At 71.4% G+C, this 24,985-nt stretch carries 23 protein-coding genes; 16 read left to right on the forward strand and 7 right to left on the reverse strand.

Annotated elements, in window-relative coordinates; genetic code table 11:
• The 14 genes from ACWEKM_RS29355 to ACWEKM_RS29420 form a co-directional block, all read left to right on the forward strand.
• On the forward strand, positions 1-1,174 hold a 1,174-nt coding region (locus ACWEKM_RS29355), incomplete at its 5' end, for a GAF domain-containing protein (RefSeq protein ID WP_451624270.1).
• 187 nt (positions 1,175-1,361) lie between these two features.
• Positions 1,362-2,696: a hypothetical protein gene (locus tag ACWEKM_RS29360; RefSeq protein ID WP_451624271.1), complete on the forward strand. Its 1,335-nt coding sequence runs from the start codon at positions 1,362-1,364 to the stop codon at positions 2,694-2,696.
• A gap of 55 nt (positions 2,697-2,751) precedes the next feature.
• A complete protein-coding gene (locus ACWEKM_RS29365) occupies positions 2,752-3,339 on the forward strand; it encodes a GNAT family N-acetyltransferase (RefSeq protein WP_451624272.1) in 588 nt (195 codons plus the stop codon).
• Between the two features lie 127 nt (positions 3,340-3,466).
• Positions 3,467-3,550, forward strand: a complete 84-nt coding sequence (locus ACWEKM_RS29370) for a putative leader peptide (RefSeq protein WP_309486338.1) — start codon at positions 3,467-3,469, stop codon at positions 3,548-3,550.
• 126 nt (positions 3,551-3,676) lie between these two features.
• Positions 3,677-5,374, forward strand: a complete 1,698-nt coding sequence (locus ACWEKM_RS29375; RefSeq protein WP_451624273.1) for a nitrite/sulfite reductase — start codon at positions 3,677-3,679, stop codon at positions 5,372-5,374.
• Positions 5,371-5,616 carry a hypothetical protein gene (locus tag ACWEKM_RS29380; RefSeq protein WP_451624303.1) on the forward strand — a complete coding sequence of 82 codons (246 nt, stop codon included), beginning with the start codon at positions 5,371-5,373 and terminating at the stop codon, positions 5,614-5,616. The genes ACWEKM_RS29375 and ACWEKM_RS29380 overlap by 4 nt, the downstream gene beginning before the upstream one ends.
• Entirely contained in the window at positions 5,613-6,323 is a 711-nt protein-coding gene (locus ACWEKM_RS29385) for a phosphoadenylyl-sulfate reductase (protein ID WP_451624274.1), read from the forward strand. The genes ACWEKM_RS29380 and ACWEKM_RS29385 overlap by 4 nt, the downstream gene beginning before the upstream one ends.
• A 26-nt stretch (positions 6,324-6,349) precedes the next feature.
• Positions 6,350-6,886, forward strand: a complete 537-nt coding sequence (gene cysC, locus ACWEKM_RS29390; protein ID WP_451624275.1) for an adenylyl-sulfate kinase — start codon at positions 6,350-6,352, stop codon at positions 6,884-6,886.
• Positions 6,883-7,818: a sulfate adenylyltransferase subunit CysD gene (gene cysD, locus ACWEKM_RS29395; RefSeq protein ID WP_451624276.1), complete on the forward strand. Its 936-nt coding sequence runs from the start codon at positions 6,883-6,885 to the stop codon at positions 7,816-7,818. The genes cysC and cysD overlap by 4 nt, the downstream gene beginning before the upstream one ends.
• A 1-nt stretch (position 7,819) precedes the next feature.
• Positions 7,820-9,169: a sulfate adenylyltransferase subunit 1 gene (locus ACWEKM_RS29400; RefSeq protein WP_451624277.1), complete on the forward strand. Its 1,350-nt coding sequence runs from the start codon at positions 7,820-7,822 to the stop codon at positions 9,167-9,169.
• Positions 9,170-9,392: 223 nt separating this feature from the next.
• On the forward strand, positions 9,393-10,505 hold the full coding sequence (locus ACWEKM_RS29405; RefSeq protein WP_451624278.1) for an aliphatic sulfonate ABC transporter substrate-binding protein: 1,113 nt from the start codon (positions 9,393-9,395) through the stop codon (positions 10,503-10,505).
• 33 nt (positions 10,506-10,538) lie between these two features.
• Positions 10,539-11,318 (forward strand): ABC transporter ATP-binding protein, encoded by a 780-nt coding sequence (locus ACWEKM_RS29410; RefSeq protein ID WP_451624279.1) that lies wholly within the window; start codon positions 10,539-10,541, stop codon positions 11,316-11,318.
• The gene (locus tag ACWEKM_RS29415) at positions 11,305-12,195 is read left to right on the forward strand and encodes an ABC transporter permease (RefSeq protein ID WP_451624280.1); all 891 of its coding nucleotides are present in this window, start codon (positions 11,305-11,307) and stop codon (positions 12,193-12,195) included. Before ACWEKM_RS29410 ends, ACWEKM_RS29415 begins: the two co-directional genes overlap by 14 nt.
• An 8-nt stretch (positions 12,196-12,203) precedes the next feature.
• A complete protein-coding gene (locus tag ACWEKM_RS29420) occupies positions 12,204-13,073 on the forward strand; it encodes a sirohydrochlorin chelatase (RefSeq protein ID WP_451624281.1) in 870 nt (289 codons plus the stop codon).
• A 475-nt stretch (positions 13,074-13,548) separates the two neighbouring features.
• Here ACWEKM_RS29420 and ACWEKM_RS29425 read toward each other — a convergent pair whose 3' ends face one another.
• Positions 13,549-14,157 carry a TIGR03086 family metal-binding protein gene (locus tag ACWEKM_RS29425; protein WP_451624282.1) on the reverse strand — a complete coding sequence of 203 codons (609 nt, stop codon included), beginning with the start codon at positions 14,155-14,157 and terminating at the stop codon, positions 13,549-13,551.
• Positions 14,158-14,343: 186 nt separating this feature from the next.
• Positions 14,344-14,892, reverse strand: a complete 549-nt coding sequence (locus ACWEKM_RS29430; protein WP_451624283.1) for a DUF1697 domain-containing protein — start codon at positions 14,890-14,892, stop codon at positions 14,344-14,346.
• Positions 14,893-15,320: 428 nt separating this feature from the next.
• Between ACWEKM_RS29430 and ACWEKM_RS29435 the strand changes: the two genes are divergently transcribed.
• A complete protein-coding gene (locus ACWEKM_RS29435) occupies positions 15,321-17,564 on the forward strand; it encodes an MMPL family transporter (RefSeq protein ID WP_451624284.1) in 2,244 nt (747 codons plus the stop codon).
• 398 nt (positions 17,565-17,962) lie between these two features.
• Here ACWEKM_RS29435 and ACWEKM_RS29440 read toward each other — a convergent pair whose 3' ends face one another.
• The 3 genes from ACWEKM_RS29440 to mgt all read right to left on the reverse strand — a co-directional run bounded on the left by ACWEKM_RS29440 (position 17,963) and on the right by mgt (position 21,198).
• Positions 17,963-19,033: a CU044_5270 family protein gene (locus ACWEKM_RS29440; protein ID WP_451624285.1), complete on the reverse strand. Its 1,071-nt coding sequence runs from the start codon at positions 19,031-19,033 to the stop codon at positions 17,963-17,965.
• Positions 19,030-19,650, reverse strand: a complete 621-nt coding sequence (locus tag ACWEKM_RS29445) for an RNA polymerase sigma factor (RefSeq protein WP_451624286.1) — start codon at positions 19,648-19,650, stop codon at positions 19,030-19,032. The genes ACWEKM_RS29440 and ACWEKM_RS29445 overlap by 4 nt, the downstream gene beginning before the upstream one ends.
• Positions 19,651-19,986: 336 nt before the next feature.
• Positions 19,987-21,198, reverse strand: a complete 1,212-nt coding sequence (mgt, locus tag ACWEKM_RS29450; protein ID WP_451624287.1) for a macrolide-inactivating glycosyltransferase — start codon at positions 21,196-21,198, stop codon at positions 19,987-19,989.
• Between the two features lie 495 nt (positions 21,199-21,693).
• Here mgt and ACWEKM_RS29455 point away from each other — a divergent pair, with 495 nt between their 5' ends.
• Positions 21,694-22,557, forward strand: coding sequence for a phosphotransferase enzyme family protein (locus ACWEKM_RS29455; protein ID WP_451624288.1), 864 nt, complete (start codon positions 21,694-21,696; stop codon positions 22,555-22,557).
• Positions 22,558-22,620: 63 nt separating this feature from the next.
• Here the strand turns inward: ACWEKM_RS29455 and ACWEKM_RS29460 are convergent, their stop codons facing one another.
• Together ACWEKM_RS29460 and ACWEKM_RS29465 are read right to left on the reverse strand one after the other, a co-directional pair.
• Positions 22,621-23,334 (reverse strand): exonuclease domain-containing protein, encoded by a 714-nt coding sequence (locus tag ACWEKM_RS29460; protein ID WP_451624289.1) that lies wholly within the window; start codon positions 23,332-23,334, stop codon positions 22,621-22,623.
• A gap of 302 nt (positions 23,335-23,636) precedes the next feature.
• Complete coding sequence (locus ACWEKM_RS29465; RefSeq protein ID WP_451624290.1) at positions 23,637-24,908, reverse strand: SAV2148 family HEPN domain-containing protein; 1,272 nt, start codon at positions 24,906-24,908, stop codon at positions 23,637-23,639.
• Between the last annotated feature and the right edge of the window lie 77 nt (positions 24,909-24,985).

Consider the following 24,985-nt stretch of genomic DNA (forward strand, 5'->3'; position numbering starts at 1 on the left):
CGCGCGGATCGCGCCCCGACCGGTGATCGAGCAGTCCTGGGGGCGCATGCTGCGCGGCGGCGTCGACCCGGACCGCGATGTCAGGCCGGCGCCGCTCAGCGCCGACGAGGTGCGGTGCCGACGTGAGGTGTCGCCGCTCGCGCCGGTCCTGCCGGTGCTGCGCGAGGGTCTGCTGTCGGTGGCGGACACCGCCCACCACATCATGGTGGTCGCGGACGCGGACGGCCGGGTGCTGTGGCGCGAGGGATGTACGTCGGTGCTGCGCAAGGCCGACGGCTTCGGTTTTGAAGTGGGTGCCGACTGGCGGGAGGACGTCGTCGGCACCAACGGCGTGGGCACCCCGGCGGTGGTGGGCCGGCCCGTCCAGGTGTTCGCCGCCGAGCACTTCGTCCGCACCCACACCTCCTGGACCTGTGCGGGCGCCCCGATCACCGATCCGCGGGACGGCCGGCTGCTCGGCGTGGTGGACATCAGCGGCCCGCTGGAGACGATGCACCCGGCCACGCTGGCGTGGGTCGGCTCGGTGGCGAAGCTGGCCGAGGCGCGGCTGCGGGAGCGGCATCACGGGTCGCTTGAGCGGCTGCGCGCGGTGGCGGCCCCGGTGCTGGCGCGGCTGGACGAGCGGGCCCTGGTGGTGGACGAGAACGGCTGGACGGCGGCGGTCACGGGGATGCCGTACACCCGGCGGATCGCGCTGCCCAAGTCGCTGACGGCGGGCCGGCGTTGGCTGGCGGGGCTCGGCGCCTGCTCGGTGGAGCCGCTGGCCGGGGGCTGGCTGGTGCGCGCGGTGGACGAGCAGCCGCCGCCCGCCGCGACCCGGGTGGTGCTGGATCTGGCGCGGCCGCACCGCTGGTCGGTGACGGTGTCCGCGGGGGCGGCCCCCTGGTCGCGGGAACTGAGTCTGCGGCATGCCGAGTTGCTGTATCTGGTGGCCGTGCACCGGGCCGGACGCAGCGCGGCGGACCTGGCCGAGGACGTGTTCGGCGATCCGTCCCGCACGGTGACGGTGCGCGCGGAGCTGTCGCGGATCCGGCGCTATCTCGGGGTGCTTCTGCGCCACCGGCCGTATCGTTTCTGCGAGGACGCCGAGGTGGAGGTGCTGCTTCCCGACCAGATCCGTGACCTGCTGCCGCACTCGACGGCCCCGGCGGTCACGGCGGCACGCGAGCGGTGAGAGGGTACTACCCGTGGCATATGCGAAGCATCCGATTCGGCGCATCGGGCGGTATCTTCCGCATATTTGCAGGGTCTTCGACCGCCGCGGCCCGCTCCTGCCGTAGCATCCCCGTACGGGCCTCCCCACCTGCTCCTTGGTCAACGTACGGACCATCAGGCGCAGTTGGCCCGCCTCGGGAGGAACTATGAAGCATCGCGGCAGACATCGCCGGCGCAAACGGGGCCAGGCGCTGCGCGCCGTCCTGGCCGGGGCCGCGCTCGCGCTCACCGCGGCGGCCACCCTGATCAGTGCCTCGCAGGCCACGGTCGCCGGCGACCCGGGTGCGCTCAAGCCGCTGACCTCCGCCGCCGACACCGCGAAGCTGCGGCTCCAGGAGCGCCCGGTGCCGCGTCGGACGCTGGACCGGCTGGCCTCGGCGATGGGCCGCCCGGTCGGTGTCGACGCCGTACTGCGCAGCGCCGACCGTACCCTGCGCACCGCGGCCGGGTGCGCGGCGGACGACCGGGACGCGCTGCCGGTCGCACCGGCGCCCGAGCGCGCGTACTGCTGGGATCCCGCCGACCCCGCCGTGCGGGACTGGCGGACCGCTTCGGTGACCACCTCGGCGGACGCGGACGACGATGGGCTGTGGGGCGAGCACCGCGTGCTGCTCGCGGGCGCGACGCACAGCACCACGGACGGGCCGGCCGCGGACCGGGGCCTGGCCCGGGTCGCCTTCGTGGACGCCGACGACCCCACCCGGCTCGCCTACCGCTGGGTGCTCCTCGTGGTCCCCACCGCCGACGGCCGCGACTACCGTGGCCTGTCCTCGCGGGTCTCCGGGATGGTCTGGTACCAGGACAAGCTGCTGGTCACCACGGCCACCGGCAGCGGCGACGCGCTCTATGTCTACGATCTGCACCGCATCCAGCACACCACGGTCGACGGCAGGGCGATCGGCCGGGTGCCGGGCGGCTGGTCGGCCGACGGCCACCAGTATGTGATGCCCGCCGTCGCCGCCTACCGCTACCCGGCGGGACGGTGCACCGCGACCGGCTCCCCGTGTCCGGGCACGATCTCGCTGGACCGCGGCACGGCACCGGACAGTCTCGTGGTCGGCGAGGACACCGCCGCCGGCAGCGACCGGCGGGCCCGGCTGTGGCGGTACTCGTTCAGTGCGGACCCGGCCCGCAGCGGCCTGCTCGCCACGGATGCCGCCGGGCGGGCTGACGCGGTGGAGGCGTACACGACTCGGGCCGCCGGGATCCGCGGCCTGCTGTCGTACCGGCCGCCGGGGTCGGCCCGCCCCGTCTGGTATCTCGGACATCCGCCCGGCGACCTGGACGGCCACGGCAGCCTGTGGCGCCAGGACACCAAGGGCGCGCGGGCGGCGCGCTGCGGCTCGGACGCCACGCACCATTGCTGGGCGGAGCACCCCGGGGCGCTGTCCTACGCGCAGGACACCGGCGAGGTGTGGTCGGTCACCGACCGGATGCTCTTCGCCGTCCCGCTGACCACCATCGACAGGTCGCTGGATTAGCTGGTTCCCTGACCACCATCGACAGGTCGCCGGGCCAGCTGGTTCCCTGGCCGGCATGAGAACCCGCACCGTCACCACGTGGTCCCTGGAGCAGACCTCCCCGGCCGACCTGCTGCCCGCCGCCGCACCCGACGCAGACGTCAGGGTCGTGCGGGCCGAGGTCCCCTCCCCCGAACTCAGCCGTTTCCTCTACACCTCGGTCGGCGGCGACATCCGCTGGACCGACCGGCTCGGCTGGAGCCATGCCCGCTGGCTGGAGCAGCTGGACCGGCCCGGCCTGGAGACCTGGGTCGCCTACGACCGGGGCACACCCGCCGGCTATATGGAGCTGGGGCCGATGGAACTGGGTCCGCAGGACGACGGCGTCGTGGAGATCATCTACTTCGGCCTGCTCCCGGCGTTCCGGGGCCGGCGGATCGGCGGCCATCTGCTGTCGTACGGCGCGGCCCGCGCCTGGGACCTCGCCGAGCGGTGGCCGAAGCTGACCCCGACGAAGCGGGTGTGGCTGCATACGTGCAGCAAGGACGGGGAGCACGCGATGGACAACTATCTGCGCCGAGGGTTCCGGCTGCTCGACACCAAGGTCGAGGAGGAGCGCGAGGCCCCCACGCCCGGCCCGTGGCCCGGCGCCTACCCTGCCTGACCTGCGTCGACAAGGCTCCCCGCGGAACATGTGACCGATGACACCCTCGTCTCGCATGTCGGGACGAGGATGTCCACATGGCGGAAGATGCTGGACTGTGTCCAGAACGCCGTGACACGCTTCCGTCATGTCTGGAACTGGAATCGCCTTGGTGAGTCGGCGGCACGTCGACCTCGGCCGCATGTCCAGCGCCATCTGTCCGGCGAGCTGAGCACCTGCAGCGAAGCCGACATTCCCCTCTTCACCCTCTTCTTGCGCAATGATGCGCAGGGATGCCGCCACGCGCCCGTAGCGCAGGTCAGAGCCGTTTCCGCCTGTCCCGAAGGACGTATTCACCATGGCCGCCACTCCGCCGAACCCTGCTGCCTCCGCGCCCCGCCGCAAGGTGAGCCGTCACCGCGGAGAGGGTCAGTGGGCCGCGGGTCACTTCACCCCGCTCAACGGCAACGAACAGTTCAAGAAGGACGACGACGGTCTCAATGTACGGACGCGCATTGAGACGATCTATGCGAAGCGCGGTTTCGACTCGATCGACCCCAACGACCTGCGCGGCCGGATGCGCTGGTGGGGGCTGTACACCCAGCGCCGTCCCGGGATCGACGGCGGCAAGACCGCGATCCTGGAGCCGGAGGAGCTGGACGACACCCATTTCATGCTCCGGGTGCGGATCGACGGCGGTCGCCTGACCACCCGGCAGCTGCGGGTCATCGGCGAGGTCTCGCAGGAGTTCGCGCGCGGCACCGCGGACATCACCGACCGGCAGAACATCCAGCTGCACTGGATCCGGATCGAGGACGTCCCCGAGATCTGGAACCGCCTGGAGGCCGTCGGGCTGTCCACCACCGAGGCATGCGGTGACACGCCCCGCGTCATCCTGGGCTCGCCCGTCGCCGGCATCGCCGAGGACGAGATCATCGACGGCACCCCGGCCATCGAGGAGATCCACCGCCGGTTCATCGGCAACCGGGCCTTCTCGAACCTGCCCCGCAAGTTCAAGACCGCCGTCTCCGGCTCGCCGTTGCTCGACGTGGCGCATGAGATCAACGACGTCGCGTTCGTCGGCGTCGAGCACCCCGAGCACGGGCCCGGCTTCGATCTGTGGGTCGGCGGCGGTCTGTCCACCAACCCGAAGCTCGGGCAGCGGCTGGGCGCCTGGGTACCGCTGGACGAGGTGCCGGACGTCTTCGAGGGTGTCATCTCGATCTTCCGTGACCACGGCTACCGGCGGCTGCGCACGAGGGCCCGGCTGAAGTTCCTGGTCGCCGACTGGGGCGCGGAGAAGTTCCGGCAGGTACTGGAGGACGAGTACCTGAAGCGGAAACTGCTCGACGGCCCCGCGCCCGCCCAGCCTGTGGAGCGCTGGCGCGATCACGTCGGGGTGCACCGGCAGCGGGACGACCGGTTCTACGTCGGCTTCGCCCCGCGGGTCGGCCGGGTGGACGGTACCACCCTGGCCAAGATCGCCGACCTCGCCGAGGCGCACGGCTCGGGCCGGGTGCGGACCACCGTCGAGCAGAAGATGATCGTGCTGGACGTCACCGAGGAGCAGGTCGACTCGCTGGTCGCGGGCCTGGAGTCGCTGGACCTGACCGTACGCCCGTCCACGTTCCGACGCGGCACCATGGCCTGCACCGGCATCGAGTACTGCAAGCTGGCCATCGTGGAGACGAAGGCGCGCGGCGCCTCGCTGATCGACGAACTGGAGCGCCGCCTCCCCGACTTCGACGAACCGCTCACCATCAATGTGAACGGCTGCCCGAACGCCTGCGCCCGCATCCAGGTCGCGGACATCGGCCTCAAGGGCCAGCTGGTCCTCGACGACAACGGCGACCAGGTCGAGGGCTTCCAGGTGCACCTGGGCGGCGCGCTCGGCCTGGAGGCCGGGTTCGGCCGCAAGGTGCGCGGCCTCAAGGTGACCTCCGAGGAACTGCCGGACTATGTGGAGCGCGTCCTCAAGCGCTTCCAGGCCGAGCGCGCGGACGGCGAGCGGTTCGCCGCCTGGGCCGCCCGGGCCGACGAGGAGGCCCTGTCATGAGCGAGCGGGCCGCCCCCTTCTACTGCCCGTACTGCGGCGACGAGGACCTGCGTCCGAGCGAACAGAACCACGGAGCCTGGGAGTGCGCGGCGTGCAACCGCGCCTTCCAGCTGGCGTTCCTCGGGCTGCTGGCCCGGGGCGTGAGCCGCAGAAGCGCCGACTTCAGCGCACCGGAGGCGGGCGCCGCTCATCGGGAGGGCGGCCTTCGGGATGCCGACCACGGAGGGCAGGATCGCATATGACGACCGCTCAGGAAGACCGCAGGAGCGAGGAGTTGCGGGCGCTCGCCGAACAGGCGGGACGTGAGCTGGAGAACGCGTCCGCGCTGGACATCCTCCGATGGGCGGCGGACACCTTCGGCCGTCGCTTCTGTGTGACGTCCTCGATGGAGGACGCGGTGGTCGCCCATCTGGCCTCGCGGGCCATGAAGGGGGTCGACGTGGTGTTCCTCGACACCGGCTACCACTTCCCCGAGACCATCGGCACCCGCGACGCGGTCGAGGCGGTGATGGACGTCAACGTCATCACCCTCACCCCGCGCCGGTCGGTCGCCGAACAGGACGCCGAGCACGGCCCGAAGCTGCACGACCGCGACCCCGACCTGTGCTGCCGGCTGCGCAAGGTGCAGCCCCTGGAGGAGGGCCTCAAGGACTATCTGGCCTGGGCGACCGGACTGCGCCGCGACGAGTCCCCGACCCGGGCGGGCACCCCGGTCGTCGGCTGGGACGAGAAGCGGCAGAAGGTCAAGATCTCCCCGATCGCCCGCTGGACCCAGGACGACGTGGACGCGTATGTCGCCGAGCACGGTGTGCTCACCAACCCGCTGCTGATGGACGGATACGCCTCCGTCGGCTGCGCGCCCTGCACCCGCCGGGTGCTGGCGGGCGAGGACGCGCGCGCCGGCCGGTGGGCCGGGCGCGCCAAGACCGAGTGCGGGCTGCACGAATGACGATCACCGAGACCCAGGAGACACACGTGACGACCGGAGCCACCGTCTGGCTCACAGGTCTGCCGAGCGCCGGCAAGACCACCATCGCGTACGAGCTGGCCGGCCGGCTGCGCGCGACGGGCCACCTCGTGGAGGTGCTCGACGGCGACGAGATCCGCGAGTTCATCTCGGCGGGCCTCGGCTTCAGCCGCGAGGACCGGCACACCAATGTGCAGCGCATCGGCTTCGTCGCCGAACTGCTGGCCCGCAACGGCGTCAAGGCGCTCGTCCCGGTGATCGCGCCCTACGCCGACAGCCGCGAGGCGGTCCGGGGGCGCCACGAGGAGAACGGGACGTCGTATGTCGAGGTGCATGTGGCGACCCCGGTCGAGGTGTGCAGCGAGCGGGACGTGAAGGGCCTGTACGCCAGGCAGGCGGCGGGCGAGCTGACCGGGCTGACCGGCGTCGACGACCCGTACGAGGAGCCCGAGGCGCCCGATCTGCGGATCGAGTCGCAGCACCAGAGCGTGCAGGAGTCCGCGGCGTCGGTGTACGCCCTGCTCGGCGAGAGGGGACTGGCATGACGACCGTCCCCAAGGCCGACGAGGGCACGAGCACGCCGTACTCGCTGTCGCATCTGGACGCGCTGGAGTCCGAGGCGGTGCACATCGTCCGCGAGGTCGCGGGCGAGTTCGAACGACCGGTGATCCTCTTCTCCGGCGGCAAGGACTCCATCGTCATGCTGCACCTGGCGCTGAAGGCATTCACCCCCGCACCCGTGCCCTTCGCCCTGCTCCATGTGGACACCGGCCACAACTTCCCCGAAGTCCTCGACTACCGCGACCGTGTGGTCAGCACACATGGCCTGCGCCTCCATGTGGCCTCCGTCCAGGACTACATCGACCGCGGTGTGCTCAAGGAACGCCCCGACGGCACCCGCAACCCGCTCCAGACCCTCCCGCTCACCGAGAGGATCCAGCACGAGAAGTTCGACGCCGTCTTCGGCGGCGGACGCCGCGACGAGGAGAAGGCCCGCGCCAAAGAACGCGTGTTCTCGCTGCGCGACGAGTTCTCCCAGTGGGACCCCCGGCGCCAGCGCCCCGAACTCTGGAACCTCTACAACGGCCGCCACGCACCCGGCGAACACGTCCGTGTCTTCCCCCTGTCCAACTGGACCGAACTCGACGTCTGGCAGTACATCGCCCGCGAGGACATCACCCTGCCCCAGATCTACTTCGCCCATGAACGCGAGGTCTTCGAGCGGCACGGCATGTGGCTGACCGCCGGCGAGTGGGGCGGGCCGAAGGACGGCGAGAGCGTGCAGAAGCGGCAGGTCCGCTACCGCACGGTCGGCGACATGTCCTGCACCGGCGCCGTCGACTCCGACGCCGACACCATCGACAAGGTGATCGCCGAGATCGCCGCCTCCCGGCTCACCGAACGCGGCGCCACCCGCGCCGACGACAAGCTCTCCGAGGCAGCGATGGAAGACCGCAAGCGCGAGGGGTACTTCTAGCATGACCACGACGACCACCGCGGAACTCCAGGACACCACCCTGCTGCGGTTCGCCACCGCGGGCTCCGTCGACGACGGCAAGTCGACGCTCGTCGGCCGTCTGCTGCACGACTCCAAGTCGGTCCTCGCCGACCAGCTGGAAGCCGTCGAACGGGCCTCGGCCGGCCGCGGACAGGAGGGCCCCGACCTGGCCCTGCTCACCGACGGGCTGCGCGCCGAACGCGAACAGGGCATCACCATCGATGTCGCCTACCGCTACTTCGCCACCCCGCACCGCCGGTTCATCCTCGCCGACACCCCCGGCCATGTGCAGTACACCCGCAACATGGTCACCGGCGCCTCCACCGCCGAACTCACCGTCGTCCTCGTCGACGCCCGCAACGGCGTCGTCGAACAGACCCGCCGCCACGCCGCCATCGCCGCCCTCCTGCGCGTCCCCCATGTCGTCCTCGCCGTCAACAAGATGGACCTCGTCGACTACCGGGAGTCCGTCTTCGCCGCGATCGCCGAGGAGTTCACCGCATACGCGATGGAGCTGGGCGTCCCCGAGGTCACCGCGATCCCGATCTCGGCGCTGGTCGGCGACAACGTGGTGGAGCCCTCCGCCACCATGGACTGGTACGGCGGCCCGACCGTCCTGGAGCACCTGGAGACGGTCCCGGTCAGCCACGACCTGGCGCACTGCCACGCCCGGCTGCCCGTGCAGTACGTCATCCGCCCGCAGACCACCGAGCACCCCGACTACCGCGGCTACGCCGGACAGATCGCCGCCGGCACCTTCCACGTCGGCGACGACGTAACGATCCTGCCGGCCGGCCGGACCTCCAGGATCAGCGGCATCGATCTGCTGGGCACGCCGGTCGAGGCGGCCTGGACCACCCAGTCGGTGACGATCCTGCTGGCGGACGACATCGACATCTCGCGCGGCGATCTGATCGTGCCGAGCAAGGACGCGCCGGCCACCACACAGGACGTCGAGGCGACCGTCTGTCATGTCGCCGACCAGCCGCTGACCGTCGGCCACCGGGTGCTGCTCAAGCACGGCACCCGCACCGTGAAGGCGATCGTCAAGGACATCCCGTCCCGGCTCACCCTCGACGACCTCTCCCTGCACCCGCACCCGGGACAACTCGTCGCCAACGACATCGGGCGGGTCAAGATCCGCACCGCCGAACCGCTTCCGCTCGACTCGTACGCCGACTCGCGTCGCACCGGCTCGTTCATCCTGATCGACCCGAGCGACGGCACGACGCTCACCGCCGGCATGGTCGGCGAGTCCTTCGCCGCACCCGAGCCGGTCAAGGACGAGGACGAGAACGAGAAGGACAAGAACGACGGCTGGGACTTCTGACCATGACCACAACCGACGTCTTCTCGACGTTCGCCAAGGAGGGCGGCCGCGTCGGCAGCGGCGCCCTCGGCAGCGGGCAGGGCGGGGTGGCGCGATGTGTGCGCTGACGTACGCGCACTGCCTGCGCGCCCTCACCCCCCACCCCCCTGACCGAAGACCTGCCGACCTCCCGGCCACGGCCTGAGAGACCGTGACCGCCGGGCCAACGAGAGGAACACCTCCCGTGCCTGCCAACCGCTCCTTTGCACTCCGCCGCGGGCTCGCCGTGGCCGCTGCGCTCCCCCTCCTCGCACTCGCCGCCTGCGGTTACGGCTCCGAGTCCAAGGACAGCTCGTCCGACCAGAAGGTCGCCGCAGGTTCCGAGAAGACCGACGGCCTGGACTCCGTCAGGATCGGCTACTTCGGGAACCTGACCCATGCGACCGCGCTCGTCGGCAACCAGAAGGGCTTCTTCCAGAAGGAGCTGGGGGCCACCAAGGCCCAGTACGCCACCTTCAACGCCGGGCCCTCCGAGATCGAGGCGCTGAACGCCGGTTCCATCGACATCGGCTGGATCGGCCCCTCCCCGGCGATCAACGGCTACACCAAGTCCAAGGGCAAGAGCCTGAAGATCATCGGCGGTTCGGCCTCGGGCGGGGTGAAGCTCGTGGTCGACCCGGACAAGATCAAGTCCCTGAAGGACATCAAGGGCAAGAAGATCGCCACGCCTCAGCTCGGCAACACGCAGGACGTGGCCTTCCTCAACTGGATCGCGGACCAGGGCTGGAAGGTCGACGCGCAGAGCGGCAAGGGTGATGTCACGGTCGTCCGCAGCGACAACAAGGTGACCCCTGACGCGTTCAAGGCCGGCTCGCTCGACGGCGCCTGGGTGCCGGAGCCGACGGCGTCGAAGCTGGTCGCCGAGGGCGGCAAGGTGCTGCTCGACGAGGCCGATCTGTGGCCGGACAAGAAGTTCGTGATCACGAACATCATCGTGTCGCAGAAGTTCCTCAAGGAGCACCCGAAGGCCGTCGAGGCGGTGCTGAAGGCGTCCGTCGAGACCAACAAGTGGATCAACGCGAACCCCGACGAGGCGAAGGCGGCGGCCAACAAGCAGCTGGAGCTGGACTCCGGCAAGGCGCTGCCCGCCAAGGTCCTGGACCCGGCGTGGAAGTCGATCCAGATCACCGACGACCCGCTGGCGTCCACACTGCACACCGAGGCGGAGCACGCGGTCAAGGCCGGTCTGCTGGAGAAGCCCGACCTGGCCGGCATCTACGATCTGACGATCCTCAACAAGGTCCTCAAGGCCGCGGGCCAAAGCCCGGTCGACGCCGCCGGTCTCGGCACCAGCTGACCCGATCCGACCAGTTCCCAGGAGGTGACGACCATGGCCACGACGTACGCCGAGGCCGCCGAGGCCGTCGAGTACGCCGCACGCCTTGAGCATGTCTCGAAGTCCTTCACGGGACCGGGCGGGCAGCAGCTCGTCCTGGACGACATCGGCCTCGATGTCGCGCCGGGCGAGTTCGTCACCCTCCTGGGGGCCTCGGGCTGCGGCAAGTCCACGCTGCTGAACCTGGTGGCGGGCCTGGACGAGCCCACCGCCGGTGCGATCACCACGGACGGCCGCCCGGCCCTGATGTTCCAGGAGCATGCCCTCTTCCCGTGGCTCACCGCGGGCAAGAACATCGAACTCGCCCTCAAGCTCCGGGGCGTCGCCAAGCCCGAGCGTCGCACCAGGACCGAGGAGTTGCTCGAACTGGTCCGGCTGAAGGGCGCGTACGGCAAGCGCGTGCACGAGCTGTCGGGCGGCATGCGGCAGCGCGTCGCGCTGGCCCGCGCGCTCGCCCAGGAGAGCAATCTGCTGTTGATGGACGAGCCGTTCGCGGCGCTCGACGCCATCACCCGGGACGTGCTGCACGACGAGCTGACCCGCATCTGGGCCGAGACCGGGCTGTCCGTGCTGTTCGTGACGCACAACGTGCGCGAGGCGGTACGGCTCGCCCAGCGCGTCGTCCTGCTGTCCTCCCGGCCCGGCCGGGTGGCCCGCCAGTGGACGGTCGACATTCCACAGCCGCGGCGCATCGAGGACGCTCCGGTGGCGGAACTGTCCGTCGAGATCACCGAAGTACTGCGTGGGGAGATCCGCCGCCATGGCCAGCACTGAGACGAAGACGGCGGACGCCGCCGAACTGCCCGGCATCGAGGCGGGCCTCGACGCGCTGGAGACCTCGGCCGCGGGCCGCACCCCGCTGCGCAAGACCCTTGTGGACAAGGTCGTACCGCCAGTCACCGCGATCGTCGTGGTGCTGGTGGTCTGGCAGGGCCTGATCTCCCTCAAGATCGTCGACGATCCGACCAAGCTGCCCTCCCCGACGGCGGTGTGGCACGCGATCCAGGACGCCTGGCTGCAGGGCACGCTCCTGGACTACATCTGGACCAGCGTCTCGCGCGGTCTGCTCGGCTTCTGCTTCGCGCTCCTCATCGGCACCCCGCTGGGTCTGCTGGTGGCGCGGGTGCGGTTCGTGCGCGCGGCCATCGGTCCGATCCTGTCCGGCCTCCAGTCGCTGCCGTCGGTGGCGTGGGTGCCGCCGGCCGTGATCTGGCTGGGCCTGAACAACTCGATGATGTACGCGGTGATCCTGCTCGGCGCGGTCCCGTCGATCGCCAACGGGCTGGTGTCCGGCGTGGACCAGGTGCCGCCGCTGTTCCTGCGCGCGGGCCGCACGATGGGCGCGACGGGTCTGAAGGGCACCTGGCACATCACGCTGCCCGCCGCGCTGCCCGGCTATGTGGCGGGCATGAAACAGGGCTGGGCGTTCTCGTGGCGCTCGCTGATGGCCGCCGAGATCATCGCGTCGTTCCCGGACCTGGGCGTGGGTCTTGGCCAGTTGCTGGAGAACGGCCGCAACGCCAGCGACATGGCCATGGTGTTCGAGGCCATCCTGCTCATCCTGTTCGTCGGCATCGCCATCGACCTGCTGATCTTCAGCCCGCTGGAGCGGTGGGTGCTGCGCAGCCGCGGACTGCTGGTGAAGGGCTGAGGCACGGCATGCGCACACCGGTCCGTCCCGCGCTCGTGGTGATCGCCCACGGCAGCCGCGATCCACGGCATGCCGCGACCGTCCACGCCCTGGTGCGGCGGGTACGGTCGCTGCGGCCGGGGCTGTGGGTGGAGACCGGCTTCCTCGACTTCGACGTGCCCCGCGCGCACGGGGTGCTGGAGTCGCTGGCGGCGGCGGGCGTACGGGACGTGGTGGCGCTGCCGCTGCTGCTCACCCGGGCCTTCCATGCGAAGGCTGATGTGCCCGCGGTGCTGCGGGACGCCCCGCCGCGACTGCGGATCCGGCAGGCCGAGGTGCTCGGGCCGTCACCGCGGCTGCTGGCGGCGCTGGAGCGCCGGTTGCGCGCGGCCGGGGTGGCGCCCGCCGACCGGTCCTCGACCGGGGTCGTGCTGGCCTCGGCGGGGTCCACGGACCCGGAGGCGATCGCGGTGATCGCCGATATCGCGCGGGAGTGGCGGCACACCGGTTGGCGCGCCGTGCGGCCCGCGTTCGCCGCCGCCGGCTCGCCCGCGGGGTTCCCCCGCACCGAGGAGGCGGTGCGGGAACTCCGCGATCTCGGCTGCGCCCGGGTGGCCGTCGCGCCGTACGTTCTGGCGCCCGGTTTCCTGCCGGACCGTATCGCGCGGGGCGCGCGGGAGGCGGGCGCGGACGTTCTGGCCGAGGTGCTGGGCCCGGCGCCGGAGGTGGCCCGGGTGGTGCTGGAGCGGTACGACGCGGCGGTCGGCTCCGCCGGGAGGACGCTCGCGCTCCGCTCGGCTGACAACACCACGACAGGTCGTCCGTCGACTACCGCTTCGTCGTGGCCGGTCGCGCAGTTCCCCGCGGCCGCGCTCACCGCTCGGTTGACAGCACCGTGACAGGTCGTCGGTCGACTACCGCCTCGTCGTGGCCGGTCGCGCAGTTCCCCGCGCCCCTACGGGACGCCAGCCTCACGCCACTGACCTCACGCTCACCACTCGGCTGACAACACCGTGACAGGTCGTCCGTCAACTGCCGCCTCGTCGTGGCCGAGCGCGCAGTTCCCCGCGCCCCTACGGGACGCCAGCCTCACGCCACTGACCTCGCGCTCACCGCTCGGCTGACAGCACCCTCACCTGCCGTCCGTCGGGTGCGGGCGCGTCGTGGCCGAGCGCGCAGTTCCCCGCGGCCCTATGGGGCGCCACCGGAGCCGAGCAGTTGGCGGGCCACGGTCGTCAGATGCGGCCGGTCCTCCTCGGAACGTGCCGCAAGCCACCCGGCCTCGCCCGTGATCCCGTTCACCGTGCCGCGCTTCCTTCCCCGTCCGGGCGGTCCGGACCGTCGGGAACACGAAACGCCGCCTCGGGCGAAAGATCAAACGTTCGTGGAGGAACGGCCGGCCGCCCCCTGCCTCGGGTCCCGGCCGCTCGACGCCAGCGCCCGCTCGAACACGGGCGCGTCGTCGGGCACCGGCACCGGGTCGGCGAAGCCGTCGTACTGCCGGTAGAGGTCGCCGTGCTTGTCCACCACCTCAAGGACCAGGCGGGCGACGCCCGTCGAGACGTGGAACTCCTGGCCGGTGGCGACCGCCACGTCCCAGCCGTGCACCGCCATCTCCTTGATGATCATCGCGGCGAGTTCGGTGGCCGGCATCGTCGCCGGGCCGAGGTCGATCTCGCCCTCCCACACCGCGGGGTCCGCCCAGGCGGCGACCGCGCGGTCCAGTTGGGCGGCGTACGCCTCGGCCCAACCGGGATCGGCGGTGAAGTCGCGGGCCGTCAGCTCCTCGGACAGCGGCCTGCGCAGGGCGCGGTGCTCCAGGCCGTGCGAGGTGTAGAGGACCCAGTGGTTCACGAGGGTGCGGACGTTCCAGTCGGTGCAGTGCGAGCGGTCGTCGAGCCGGGCCGCGGGCACCCCGCGTGCGACGCGGGCCGCCTCGGCGGCGCATTCGGTCATGTACGGGTGCAGAGCGTCGTACGTCATGCGGCCCACGCTAGGGAGCGCCGACGCGGGCCTCTTGAACAAACGCGACAGCCCCGCGGGCCGGCCGGCGGGTCCGGCGGCCCGGCGACCGCCCACCGGACGAGGTCCGCCGCCCGGCCGCCCACGCGGGACCGGCCCCGCTCCGGGCGATCCTCTCCCCGGCACCGCGCCTCGGCCCGCGCGGGCTCACTCCGCCCCGGCGGTCAGCTCCACGAGTTTGAGCACGGTGTTCCAGTTGCGGCTGGTGGCGATCACGTCCTTGGTCCGGCGGGGCCGGGACAGGGCCTCCGCCAGCTTGGAGCGGCCCAGGCCGTCCGGCGAGTACAGATACAGGACGCGATCGCCGAGGCGGAACTCCTCGGGGAGGTGGGCGGCCGCGTCGATGTCCGCGTAGCGGGCCGCGTCGACGGGGGCGGAGAAATAGGTGGCGTGCAGCTGCCGGGGTTCGAGGTCGGCGGCCGGGAAGGGACAGTCGTCGGCGACCGCCTTGAGATAGGCGTGATCGCGCACGATCACGTCCACGACGAAGCCGAGCCGCGCCCCGGCCGCCCGGCTGATCTCCGCGGCCAGGGACTCCTCGTCGCCGTGGTCGGACACGAAGACGGCCTGGCCGCTCTGCAGATAGGTGCGTACCCGGTGATGGCCGAGGCCCTCCAGGAGCCGGCGCAGCTCGGCCATCGGGAGCTTTCTGCCGCCCACGTTGATCGCGCGCAGCAGCGCCGCATACGTCGTCATCCGCACACGATAACGACGAGGGGCCGTCGTGCCCCGTGGGGGCGGGCACGACGGCCGTGCCCGTGCCCGTGGTCGTGGTCGCGGGCTGGGCGAAACTCTCGCCGATCGGCAGGGCGGGGAACACCCAGTTCACGCACCTGTGACTGTTTCATCAAGCCCTCGTCATCACAAAGCGGGTTCTTCGCCGACGGATCGGACGCGGCGCAGGTCGGCCACCCTGATCCCCCTCGCCGCGGCCCCGGATACGTGTAAGGGGCAGCCGTACTCCTGGGCGATGAGCTCCCTGAGTCCCGTGGAATGAGCCGGGCAGGCCGCAGTTCACCGGGCAGCACGACGAGACGGGCTTATCCCGCCCCTACCTTCGAAGTGACACGTAGCGAACGCGTGGCGGCCGGGGCCGTCACCGCACACGAGGGGGCAAGCCCGTCATGGGGAACCGAGATTCGCGGGTGCGGGGCCTGGCCGCCCGGGCCGGCGGCTGGAGCGCACGGCACCGATGGGCTGCCGTCGGCATATGGGTGCTGTTCGTCGTCCTGGCGATGGGGCTCGGCTCGACCGCGGGACGGGTCGACGTCGACGCGAGCAACCAGATGGGGGGCGAGACGCACACCGCGGCGCAGATCATCGACGACGCGGGGATCAAGGAGCCGGCCGGCGAGTCCGTGCTGATCCAGGCCCGCGACGGCTCACTGAAGACCACGGACGCCGCGTTCAAGGCCGCCGTCGCCGATGTCGTCGAGGCGGTCGGGGCCACCGGCAAGGTCACCGACGTGACGTCCCCGTACGACACGGGGACGATCTCGAAGGACGGCCACAGCGCGCTGGTGCAGTTCGACATGCGCGGCGAGGCGGAGACCGCCGCCGATCGGGTCGAGCCGGTGCTGAAGGCCGTCGAAGGCGTGCAGAAGGACCATGGGTCGCTGCGGATCGAGGAGATCGGCGGCGCCAGCATGAACAAGCAGTACCAGGACGCCTTCGGGTCCGACTTCCAGCAGGCCGAGTACTCCGCCGTGCCGGTGGCCCTCGGCATTCTGCTGATCGCCTTCGGCGCGCTGGTGGCCGCGCTGCTGCCGGTGGCCCTCGCGATCACCGCGATCATGGCGACGATGGGTCTGATGGGCCTCGTCAGCCACCTCCAGCCGATGAGCGACACCGCCAACTCCGTGATGCTGCTGGTCGGATTGGCGGTCGGCGTCGACTACTGCCTGTTCTATCTGCGCCGGGAGCGCGAGGAGCGGGAGGCCGGACGGGACGCGGCCACGGCGCTCATGATCGCCGCCGCGACCAGCGGGCGCGCGATCATCGTCTCCGGTGTCACGGTGTGCGTGGCGATGGCCGGCATGCTCTTCACCGGGATCGCCGAGTTCGAGGCGATGGGCCTGGCCTCGCTGATGGTCGTGGCGGTCGCGATGGTCGGTTCGGTGACGGTGCTGCCCGCGCTGCTGTCGCTGCTGGGCGGGCGGGTCGAGAAGGGGCGGATCCCGTTCCTGCGCCGGCGCAGCCGGGGCGCGCCCGCCGAGAGCCGGTTCTGGACCGCCGTGCTGCGGGGCGTGCTCGCCCGGCCCCTGGTGTCCGTCGTCGTCGCCATGGGCGCGCTGCTGGCCGTCGCGGCGCCCGCGCTGGGCATGAAGACCTCGCAGCTCACCCTGGACCAGGAGTTCGGGAACGAGCTGCCCATGGTGCAGACCTACAACCGCGTCAACGAGGCGTTCCCGGGGGGCTCCGAGCCGGCCGAGGTGGTCGTCAAGGCGCGGGACATCAACGCGCCCGAGGTCAAGCAGGCGCTGGCCGACTTCAAGCAGCAGGCGGTCGACTCGGGTGCCTCACGCGGCCCGGTGGACATCACGCTGCACGACGCGCAGAACGTCGCCCTGGTGTCCGTGCCGCTGGTCGGCGGCTCCGACATGGACAAGGCGGGCAAGAGCCTGGAGAAGCTGCGCGACGAGGTGCGGCCGGCCACCCTCGGCAAGATCGACGGCCTTGCGGCGCCGATCACCGGACAGGTCGCGGGCTCCAAGGACTTCAACGACCGGATGGTCGGCTCCGTCGTCCCGGTCTTCGCGTTCGTGGTCGTCTTCGCCTTCCTGCTGATGCTGCTGTCGTTCCGCTCACTGACCGTCGCGATCACGTCGATCGTGCTGAATCTGCTGTCGGTGGGCGCGGCCTACGGGATTCTCGTCGCCGTCTTCCAACACGGCTGGGGCGCCTCGCTGGTGGGCGCGGAGGGCGTAGGCGCGATCGTCACCTGGCTGCCGCTGTTCCTCTTCGTGATCCTGTTCGGCCTGTCCATGGACTACCACGTGTTCGTGGTCTCCCGGATCCGCGAGGCACGGCTGCGCGGGCGCAGCACGAAGGAGGCGATCCAGCACGGGGTGGTCACCACGGCGGGCGTGGTCACCAGCGCCGCCGTCATCATGGTCGCCGTGTTCGCGATCTTCGGCACGCTGTCCATGCAGTCCATGAAGCAGATGGGTGTGGGCCTCGCGGCGGCGGTGCTCATCGACGCGACCGTCATCCGCGGTGTGCTGCTGCCGGCCGTCATGGCCCTGCTGGGCGAGCGGAACTGGTACCTGCCGAAGTGGCTGCACCGGCTGCCCGACCTCACCCACGACGAGTCCCCCGAGCCGCCGGCCCCGGCACACCGGGACGAGGAAGAACCGCTGCGCGTCTGACCCCGAACCCGAACCCCCTCCACACGAGGGCCCGCCGATCCCCCAGAGGGAACCGACGGGCCCTCGCCCGTGCTGCCCGGGACCCACGGCCCCGACGCCCGCCCCGACCAGGGGACCCCCGCGGCTCCCCGCTCCGGGGGCGACGGCCGCGCTTCTCGCTCACGGCCCCCGAAAGCCACAGAGCCCCCGAGCCTGATGGCGCTCTTCGAATCTCGCCACCCCCGCTCGCGGGGCTCGGCAAACCTGCTCAGTTGATCTCCCCCCTTTGTGCGATCTTGCTCGGCGCGCCGAACTGGCGTCGGTGAGTGGTGGAGAGCCTGCGGCAGCGGGACCCCCGATTCAGCCCGTCCCTGGCTACGGGCGGGATTCAACCGGCGATCTTCGTCTACGGGTCGGATTCAACTGGCGGTCTTCGCGGGTGCCTCGCCCTGCCGGTCGACAACCCCGCGTTCCATGACGGCGTCGATGCCGAACAGTACGTCGCTCGTAGTACCCCTGACCGTGGCCCCGTGGCTGATGAAGTACGCCTGCGAGCCGATGTAGGCGAGAGTGCCCTTGTCGAAGATCAACACGGTCCGGGTCGCGGAACCGCCGTCCCTGTGGGTGATGCCGATGCCGTGGCGCCCGGCCGCGTCGACGGCGTCGGGGATCCAGGTGATGCCGGGAACCTTGGCGACGGCCTTGTACAGGGCGGAGGCGGTGGCGGGCGGCATGATCACGCTGCCCAGCAGGTCGCCGATCGTCCTGAAGACGGCCTCGTCTTCCGATTCGCCCCGTTCCACCGTGGTCTGCGTGTAGAGCAGCTTGAGCAGGGCGTCGCTGTCGGTGGGCAGTGAGGCCAGCCATGCGTAGGTGGGGTACCAGAGACCGGGTCGCACGGGAGTCGCGAACGTGCTGGGCACCAGTTGACCAGGCATTGTGGCGTCTTTGCCGCTCGAACGGAGCCAGCCGGTCCTGGTCGAGGGACCGGGCTTCTGGGCCAGCCAGATCTCTTCCTTGTACGCCGCGCCGAGCACCACCGGACCGCTGAGGGCGCCCTTGTTCTCGCGCGCCAGGCGCTGGACGTACACGAACTGGTTTTCCTTCACCGGCGTCGCGTCCGTCTTCATGGCTGCAGCGGCGATCCGGCCGAGGGTGGCGGTCGCGTTGTTCACCTGGGCAGGTGCGGAAGCGATGGGCCCGGCCTCCGGGGCAAAGCTGTGGTCGCGGACGAAGGCCGTGATGGCCAGGGCGCCGGCCAACACCAGCGACATGGCGGGCAACGCCAGGGCCAGGCGCGGCACCCTGCGGCGGGACGGAGCGGGCGACCTTTCGGCGGAAGGGCTGTCGTCCTGGTCGATCTGCTGCATCAGAATGTCCTTGTAATGACGATGGCGGCTCGGCGAGAGGTCCCAGTCGGCCGAAGCTGCCAGCAGTTGCTCTGCCTCACTCCGGGCAGAGTCGGCCCGCAGGTTTTGTCGGCGTTTCATCGGGTTTCCTCCCGCAGGAACAGGGCCGCGATCGCGGCTTCACTCTCTTCCTCTCCGCGACAGCCACGCGGTTCCGCATTTTTTCGAGGCGCCGGATCGGAGCTGTACCGGGCCAGTCGTGTCCGGGCCCGCGAGAGCCGCGATCTCACGGTGCCGACCGGGATACCCAGCGCCTCGGCGGCCTGCTGGTAGTCCAGCCCGGCACCGACGCACAGAGCGATCACCTCACGGTCTGGGCGACTCAGTTGACGCAGGGCGTCGTAAACCAGCCCGAGACGGCGCGCATCGTCGATCCGGCCGGCCGTCTCGTCCGCGAAGTCCCCCACCGGCCGGGGCTCCGGGCTGCGGGTCAGGAAGGCGAGCCGCCGGCGCAGCCCGCGGTTGGCGTTGTGCGCCTTGTGCGTCGCGATGCCGAGCAGCCACGGTGTGAGTGAACCGCCCTCCGGATCCACCGTCCCCCGGGTGCGCCAGGCACCCAGGAAGGTCTCGGACATCACTTCCTCGGCGTCCGACCAGTTACCGGTCAGCCGCAGGGCATGGTTGTAGACCGCGCGAGCGTTCTGGTCGTACAGGTCGGCGAACGCCGCACGGTCTCCCGCCCGTACTCGCGCGCGCAACGACTCACTGGGTTGTGTATGTCTCACACTTTTTTCTCTCCGCCGACCCGACCCCGTTCCTGTGTCCTGCGCCACACCACCACGAGGGAGGTGCCCGCACTGCCGGCAGCCAGTCACCATCGTCGCGCTGCCGACCACCCCGGAAGCCGCCCGCCCGACCGTCCCCGGCCCCGGCGTCGTCCCGCTGCGGAGGACCCAATCAACTCCATGCTCCGCGACGAACACTCCGAAGATGGTGAGGGGCAGCAGCCGCATCAGCCCCCGTACGCCCCCGCTCGGCCCCCTTCCGGACGCGACCCAACAGGCCCGTGTGCGCGGCTCGTCGGGGCGGCGGGGTCACCGGCGGTGGGCGGGGAGTTCGGCCTCGATGAGGTCGGCTGCCCGCGGCGTGCCGCCCTCCTGGGCCATTTCGGCCTGGACGCGCTGGAGCCGCCGGGCCACCTCGGGGTCGTCGACCAGGGCAAGCGCCGTGGCCCGCAGGGTCGCGGCGTCCGCCTTCTCGGTGTCGAGGCGCCGGGCCACACCGAGGGCCTGGAGCATGTCGGCGTTGCCGAACTGGTCCACGGCCTGCGGTACGGCGATCATCGGCGTGGCGGTGGCCAGCCCCTCCTGGCTGCCGCCCGCGCCGGCGTGCGTGACGAACAGGTCGGCCTGCTTCAGAATCGCCAACTGCGGGACCCAGGAGCGCACCTCCACGTTCGCGGGGAGGACGCCCAGGTCGCCGGGGTCGACGTGCCGGCCGATCTGGAGCACCAGGTGCCAGCCGGGCAGGTCCCCGAACGCCGCGACGCACTCCCGGTAGAACGTGGGCTGCTTGGTGAACGCCGAGCCGAGCGACACCAGCGCCACCTTCTCGGCGCCGGTGGGGCGCCGCCAGTCGCCCTCGGCGCCGCGGTCGCCCTGGCAGGCGCCGACGAAGCTGTGGACGCGCGTGTCGACCCGGTCGGCATGCGGCTGGAGCGCCTTCGGGATCAGGACGATGGAGCGTGGCGGGCGGCCGGCGAAGGGATCGGGGTGCTGGGTGATCCCGTTCTCCGCGAGCCAGGCTTCGAAGCGGGCGTAGTAGGCCCGGCCGCGCTCGGTCTTGCGCGGCTCGGCCCACAGCGGCTCGGCGACCTCCTCCTCGTAGCCGTCCCAGGCGACCAGGTTCGGCGAGAGCGAGATCGCGGGCACGCCCCAGCGATGGGCGAGCACCCGGGCCGGATAGGAGGCGATGTCGTGCAAGACGAGGTCCGGCACGCCGTGCCCGCCGTGCTCGTAGGCTTCGATCAGCTGGGGCAGCGCCTGGATCGCGTCGTTCAGGAAAGGCTCCACGTTGTCCAGCAGGGTGCTCCCCCATGCCTCGGGGTCGGCGTCCGGGCCGGGCAGCGTGGAGGTGTAGGGCACCGGCCGGGCCCCGGTCCCGGCCACCTTCTCGGCGAAGGCCGGCGGGATCGCGTACGTCACCCGGTGCCCCCGCGCGACGAGTTCGCGGATCACCTCCAGGCTGGGGTTCACATGGCCGTGGGCGGCGATGGAGAACATGGCGATATGCGCGGGAGTGGTCATGCCGCGAGGCTAGACAAGACGATACGTCTCGTGCAACGAGGTTTCCGGGCGGCCGGACGGGCGGTGCCACGATGCGAGAAACGGCGCATGACACGGAGTGCGTCCGCCTGGGCCACCGTTGACCGGTACGCGGTCGGCCAGTACGCCGTTGGCCGGTACCTGGACCAGGGCGAAGGAGAGGGGATCAGGGCGGGCAGCATCAGGAGCCCGGCGCCGTGACCGGTGGCGGCCCGTCGCGGCCCGGCCCGGTGGCCGCCCCGCCGGTCTCCCTCTCGCGTCGGTCACCACCGCTACGGTGCCTGCCCACCGCCACCGGTATCTGCCCCCTCCGCGCGGACCGCGCGGGCCCACGTCATGGCCGTGACGACGGCGGACGGACCGCGTCAAGAGACCACGTACAGACACCGCGTACAGGCCGTCACCTGTACGGATGCGACACTGGCCGCCGGGCGGCTCCACCGGGCTGCGCCCTGGGCACGCACACGGAGGCGGACGATGGACGAGGCTCGCGCGCGGGACGTACTGGCCACGGCTGGGGTGCTGCCGGGTCCCGTCCAGGACGCCCGGCTCCTCGCCCTGGGCGAGAACGCGGTGTTCGCCGCCGGTGACCTGGTGGTCAAGGTGGGCCGGGACGCCGAACTGCTGGACCGGGCGCGGCGCGAGCTGCGGATCGCCGGCTGGCTGGCCGAGGCGGGCGTTGCGGCGGTGCGGGCGGCCGACCCGGAGGCCCGGCTGGTGGCCGGTCACCCGGTCACCGTGTGGCACCGGCTGCCCACGACTCTGCGGCCCGCCGAACCCCGGGACCTGGCCGCGCTGTTGCGGCTCGTGCACGCCCTGCCCGCCGCCCCCTTCGAGCTGCCGCGGCGCGAGCTGCTGGGCGGTGTGGAGCGCTGGCTGCGGCTCGCGGGCGACGCGATCGACCCCGCGGACGCGGCATTTCTGCGCGAGCGCCGCGACGGTTTCGCGACGGCCGCCGCCGCATTGACCCCCCGGCTGTCGCCGGGCCCCATCCACGGCGACGCGCTCCCCCGCAATGTGCACATCGGCCCGGACGGACCGGTCCTGGTCGACCTGGAGACCTTCTCCGCCGACCTGCGCGAGCACGACCTGGTGGTCATGGCCCTCTCCCGCGACCGCTACGGCCTGCCCGCCGCGGCCTACGACTCCTTCACCGAGACATACGGCTGGGACGTGCGCGACTGGGAGGGCTGCTCGGTGCTGCGCGGGGCCCGGGAGACGGCCAGTTGCGCCTGGGTCGCCCAGCACGCCCCGGCCGACCCCCGGGCACTGGCCGAGTTCCGCCGCCGGGTGGCGTCGCTGCGCGACGGCGACGAAACGGTGCGCTGGCACTCCTTCTGACGGAGCGGGCATCCGCCGCACGGGCCCGGTGCGTCGGATGCGCTCCGGCCCTCGGGTCGGGTGTCAGTGACCGTACGGCACGACCGGCCAGGCCGGCTCGACCGTCGCCGCCGGGTTCGAGGTGCGGCGCAGATGTCTCTGCAGCGAGACGGCCTGTTCGGCCGCCGCACGGACCTGGAGGTCGTGCAGCTCCGCCGGGGCCAGCGTGGCTATCACCGAGTGTCTGGCGCCCATGGATCGCGCCGCGCGTGCCGCGGCCACCGCGTCCGCGACCGCGTTGTGCGCGTCGTCGAGCGGCACCCCATAGTGCGCGCAGAGCGCCCGGAGGTTGCGCGAGCCTTTTCGGTAGCGGTCCACGTGCTTGTCCAGGACCAGGGGGTCGATGACGGGCGATGCCTCGCCGTGCAGCCGCGTCGCGAGCGGCTCTATGCCGTGGCGTCGACACTCGCGGTCCAGGAGCGAGAGGTCGTACCGCGCGTTCATCACCACCAGCGGGGTGCCCGAGTTCACCACGTCGGCGACGGTCGAGGTGATCTCCTCGATCGCGGGAGCGGCCGACACGCCATGGCTGCGGGCGTGTTCCGTGGAGATGCCGTGGATGGCCGAAGCCTGCTGCGGGATGGTGACGCCCGGGTCGAGCAGCCAGGTTCGTGGCTCGGGCGGTCGCCCGTCCGCGGCCACGGCCACGACCGCCGCGGTGACGATCCGGTCGGTCTCGATGTCGGTCCCCGTGGTTTCCAGGTCGAAGGCGACCAGCGGCCCGCTGATCCAGCTCATCGCGGGACCCCGTTCACCGATGCGACCCGCAAGGCCCGGGACTCTGCCGAAGCGCGAGGACAAAATACGGCGTCGATGGCGACGAAGGCTGGGACGTCGGCGACGACGGCTGGGACGCCGCGCGTCCTACGCGGATCCGTCCCGGTCGTCCCGGTCGTCCCCAGGTCGAAGCCGATCAGCGGCTCCCGGTGCCGGCCCATGGGCGGCCCCCCTTCTTGATGGTGCGTTCCCCCAGTGGTTCTCACCATCGCATGCGCCACTGACAATCCGAGGGTCGCATTCCGCTTGTGTCCGGCGACAGTTCAGGACACCGGGCGCGAATCAGCCCAAGCCAGCTCGAACTCCTCGCGATAGGTGGGGAAGAGTCCGGCTTCGACCACGTCGTCCGGCTTGACCACGCGGCTCCCGCCGCGCAGCACCAGCACCGGTGACTCCATCCCCCGCGCCCCGCGCAGATAGGACTGCACCACGGCTATCCCGTCCGCGCCGTCGCCGTCCACGAGGTACGCCGTGAAGCGCGGCGTCTCGTCGTACACCTGGATCTCGAAGGCGTCCGGGTCGCGCAGCCGGGACCGCACCCGGCGCATGTGCAGGATGTTCATCTCGACCGACCGGCTCAGCTCGCCCCGTTTCATCCCCAGTTCGCGCTCCCGCCGCTTCACTGCGCTGGAGGCCGGGTTCAGGAAGAGCAGACGGGCCCGGCCGCCGGTCTCGGCCAGCCGCACCAGGCGCCGTCCGGAGAAGTTCTGCACGAGCAGGTTGAGGCCGATCCCGATGGCGTCCAGGCGGCGGGCGCCGCCGAAGATGTCCTCGGCGGGGAACTGGCGCAGCAGCCGCACCCGGTCCGGGTGCACGGCGACCACGTCCGCGTACCGGTCGCCGACCAGGTCTTCCACCGCGTCGACGGGCAGCCGCCGTGCCGAGGGCACGTCACCGCCCGCGCCGAGCATGTCCAGCAGCCGGGCGGAGGCCCGCTCGGCCTGGCCCAGGACGGCCTCGGACAGCGCGCGGTTGCGCGAGACGACGTTGCGGGTGACCTCCAGCTCGTCCAGGGCGAGTTCGACGTCCCGGCGCTCGTCGAAGTAGGGCTCGAAGCACGGCCAGTGCTGCACCATCAGCTCGCGCAGCTGCGGCAGTGTGAGGAAGCTGAGCACGTTGTCGTCGGCCGGATCGAGCAGATAGCCCTTGCGGCGGCTGACCTCGCGCACGGCGACCGCGCGCTGCACCCACTCCTGTCCGGCGGGGCCGGCCGCGGCGACCACCCATTCGTCGCCGTGGACGGGCTCGTAGATGGGCCGCAGGACGGCGGCCACGACCGTGCGCAGCCGCTGTTCGACGAGGTTCAGCCAGATATAGGCCCGCCCGGCCCGCTGGGCCCGGGTGCGCACCTCGAGCCAGGCGTCGGTGTCCCAGTCCAGTTCCGGGCCGATCGAGCCCGCCGCGTCCATCGGCCGCGCCAGGGACACCGCGCCGGGCGGGACGTCTGTGGAGTTCCCCTCGTGACCCTCGTCACCAGGGGGCAGCTCCAGCCCTCCCGAGCCCACCCGTGCACCGCCTTCCGCTCCCCCGAGCATCCCTGTCCCAACGATCCCCCAACGATCAAGGAAGGGTACTCCGGGAGCGGTCGGCGATGCAGCCGGATGGACAGGTC

It is taken from the genome of Streptomyces sp. NPDC004752 (assembly GCF_053601275.1).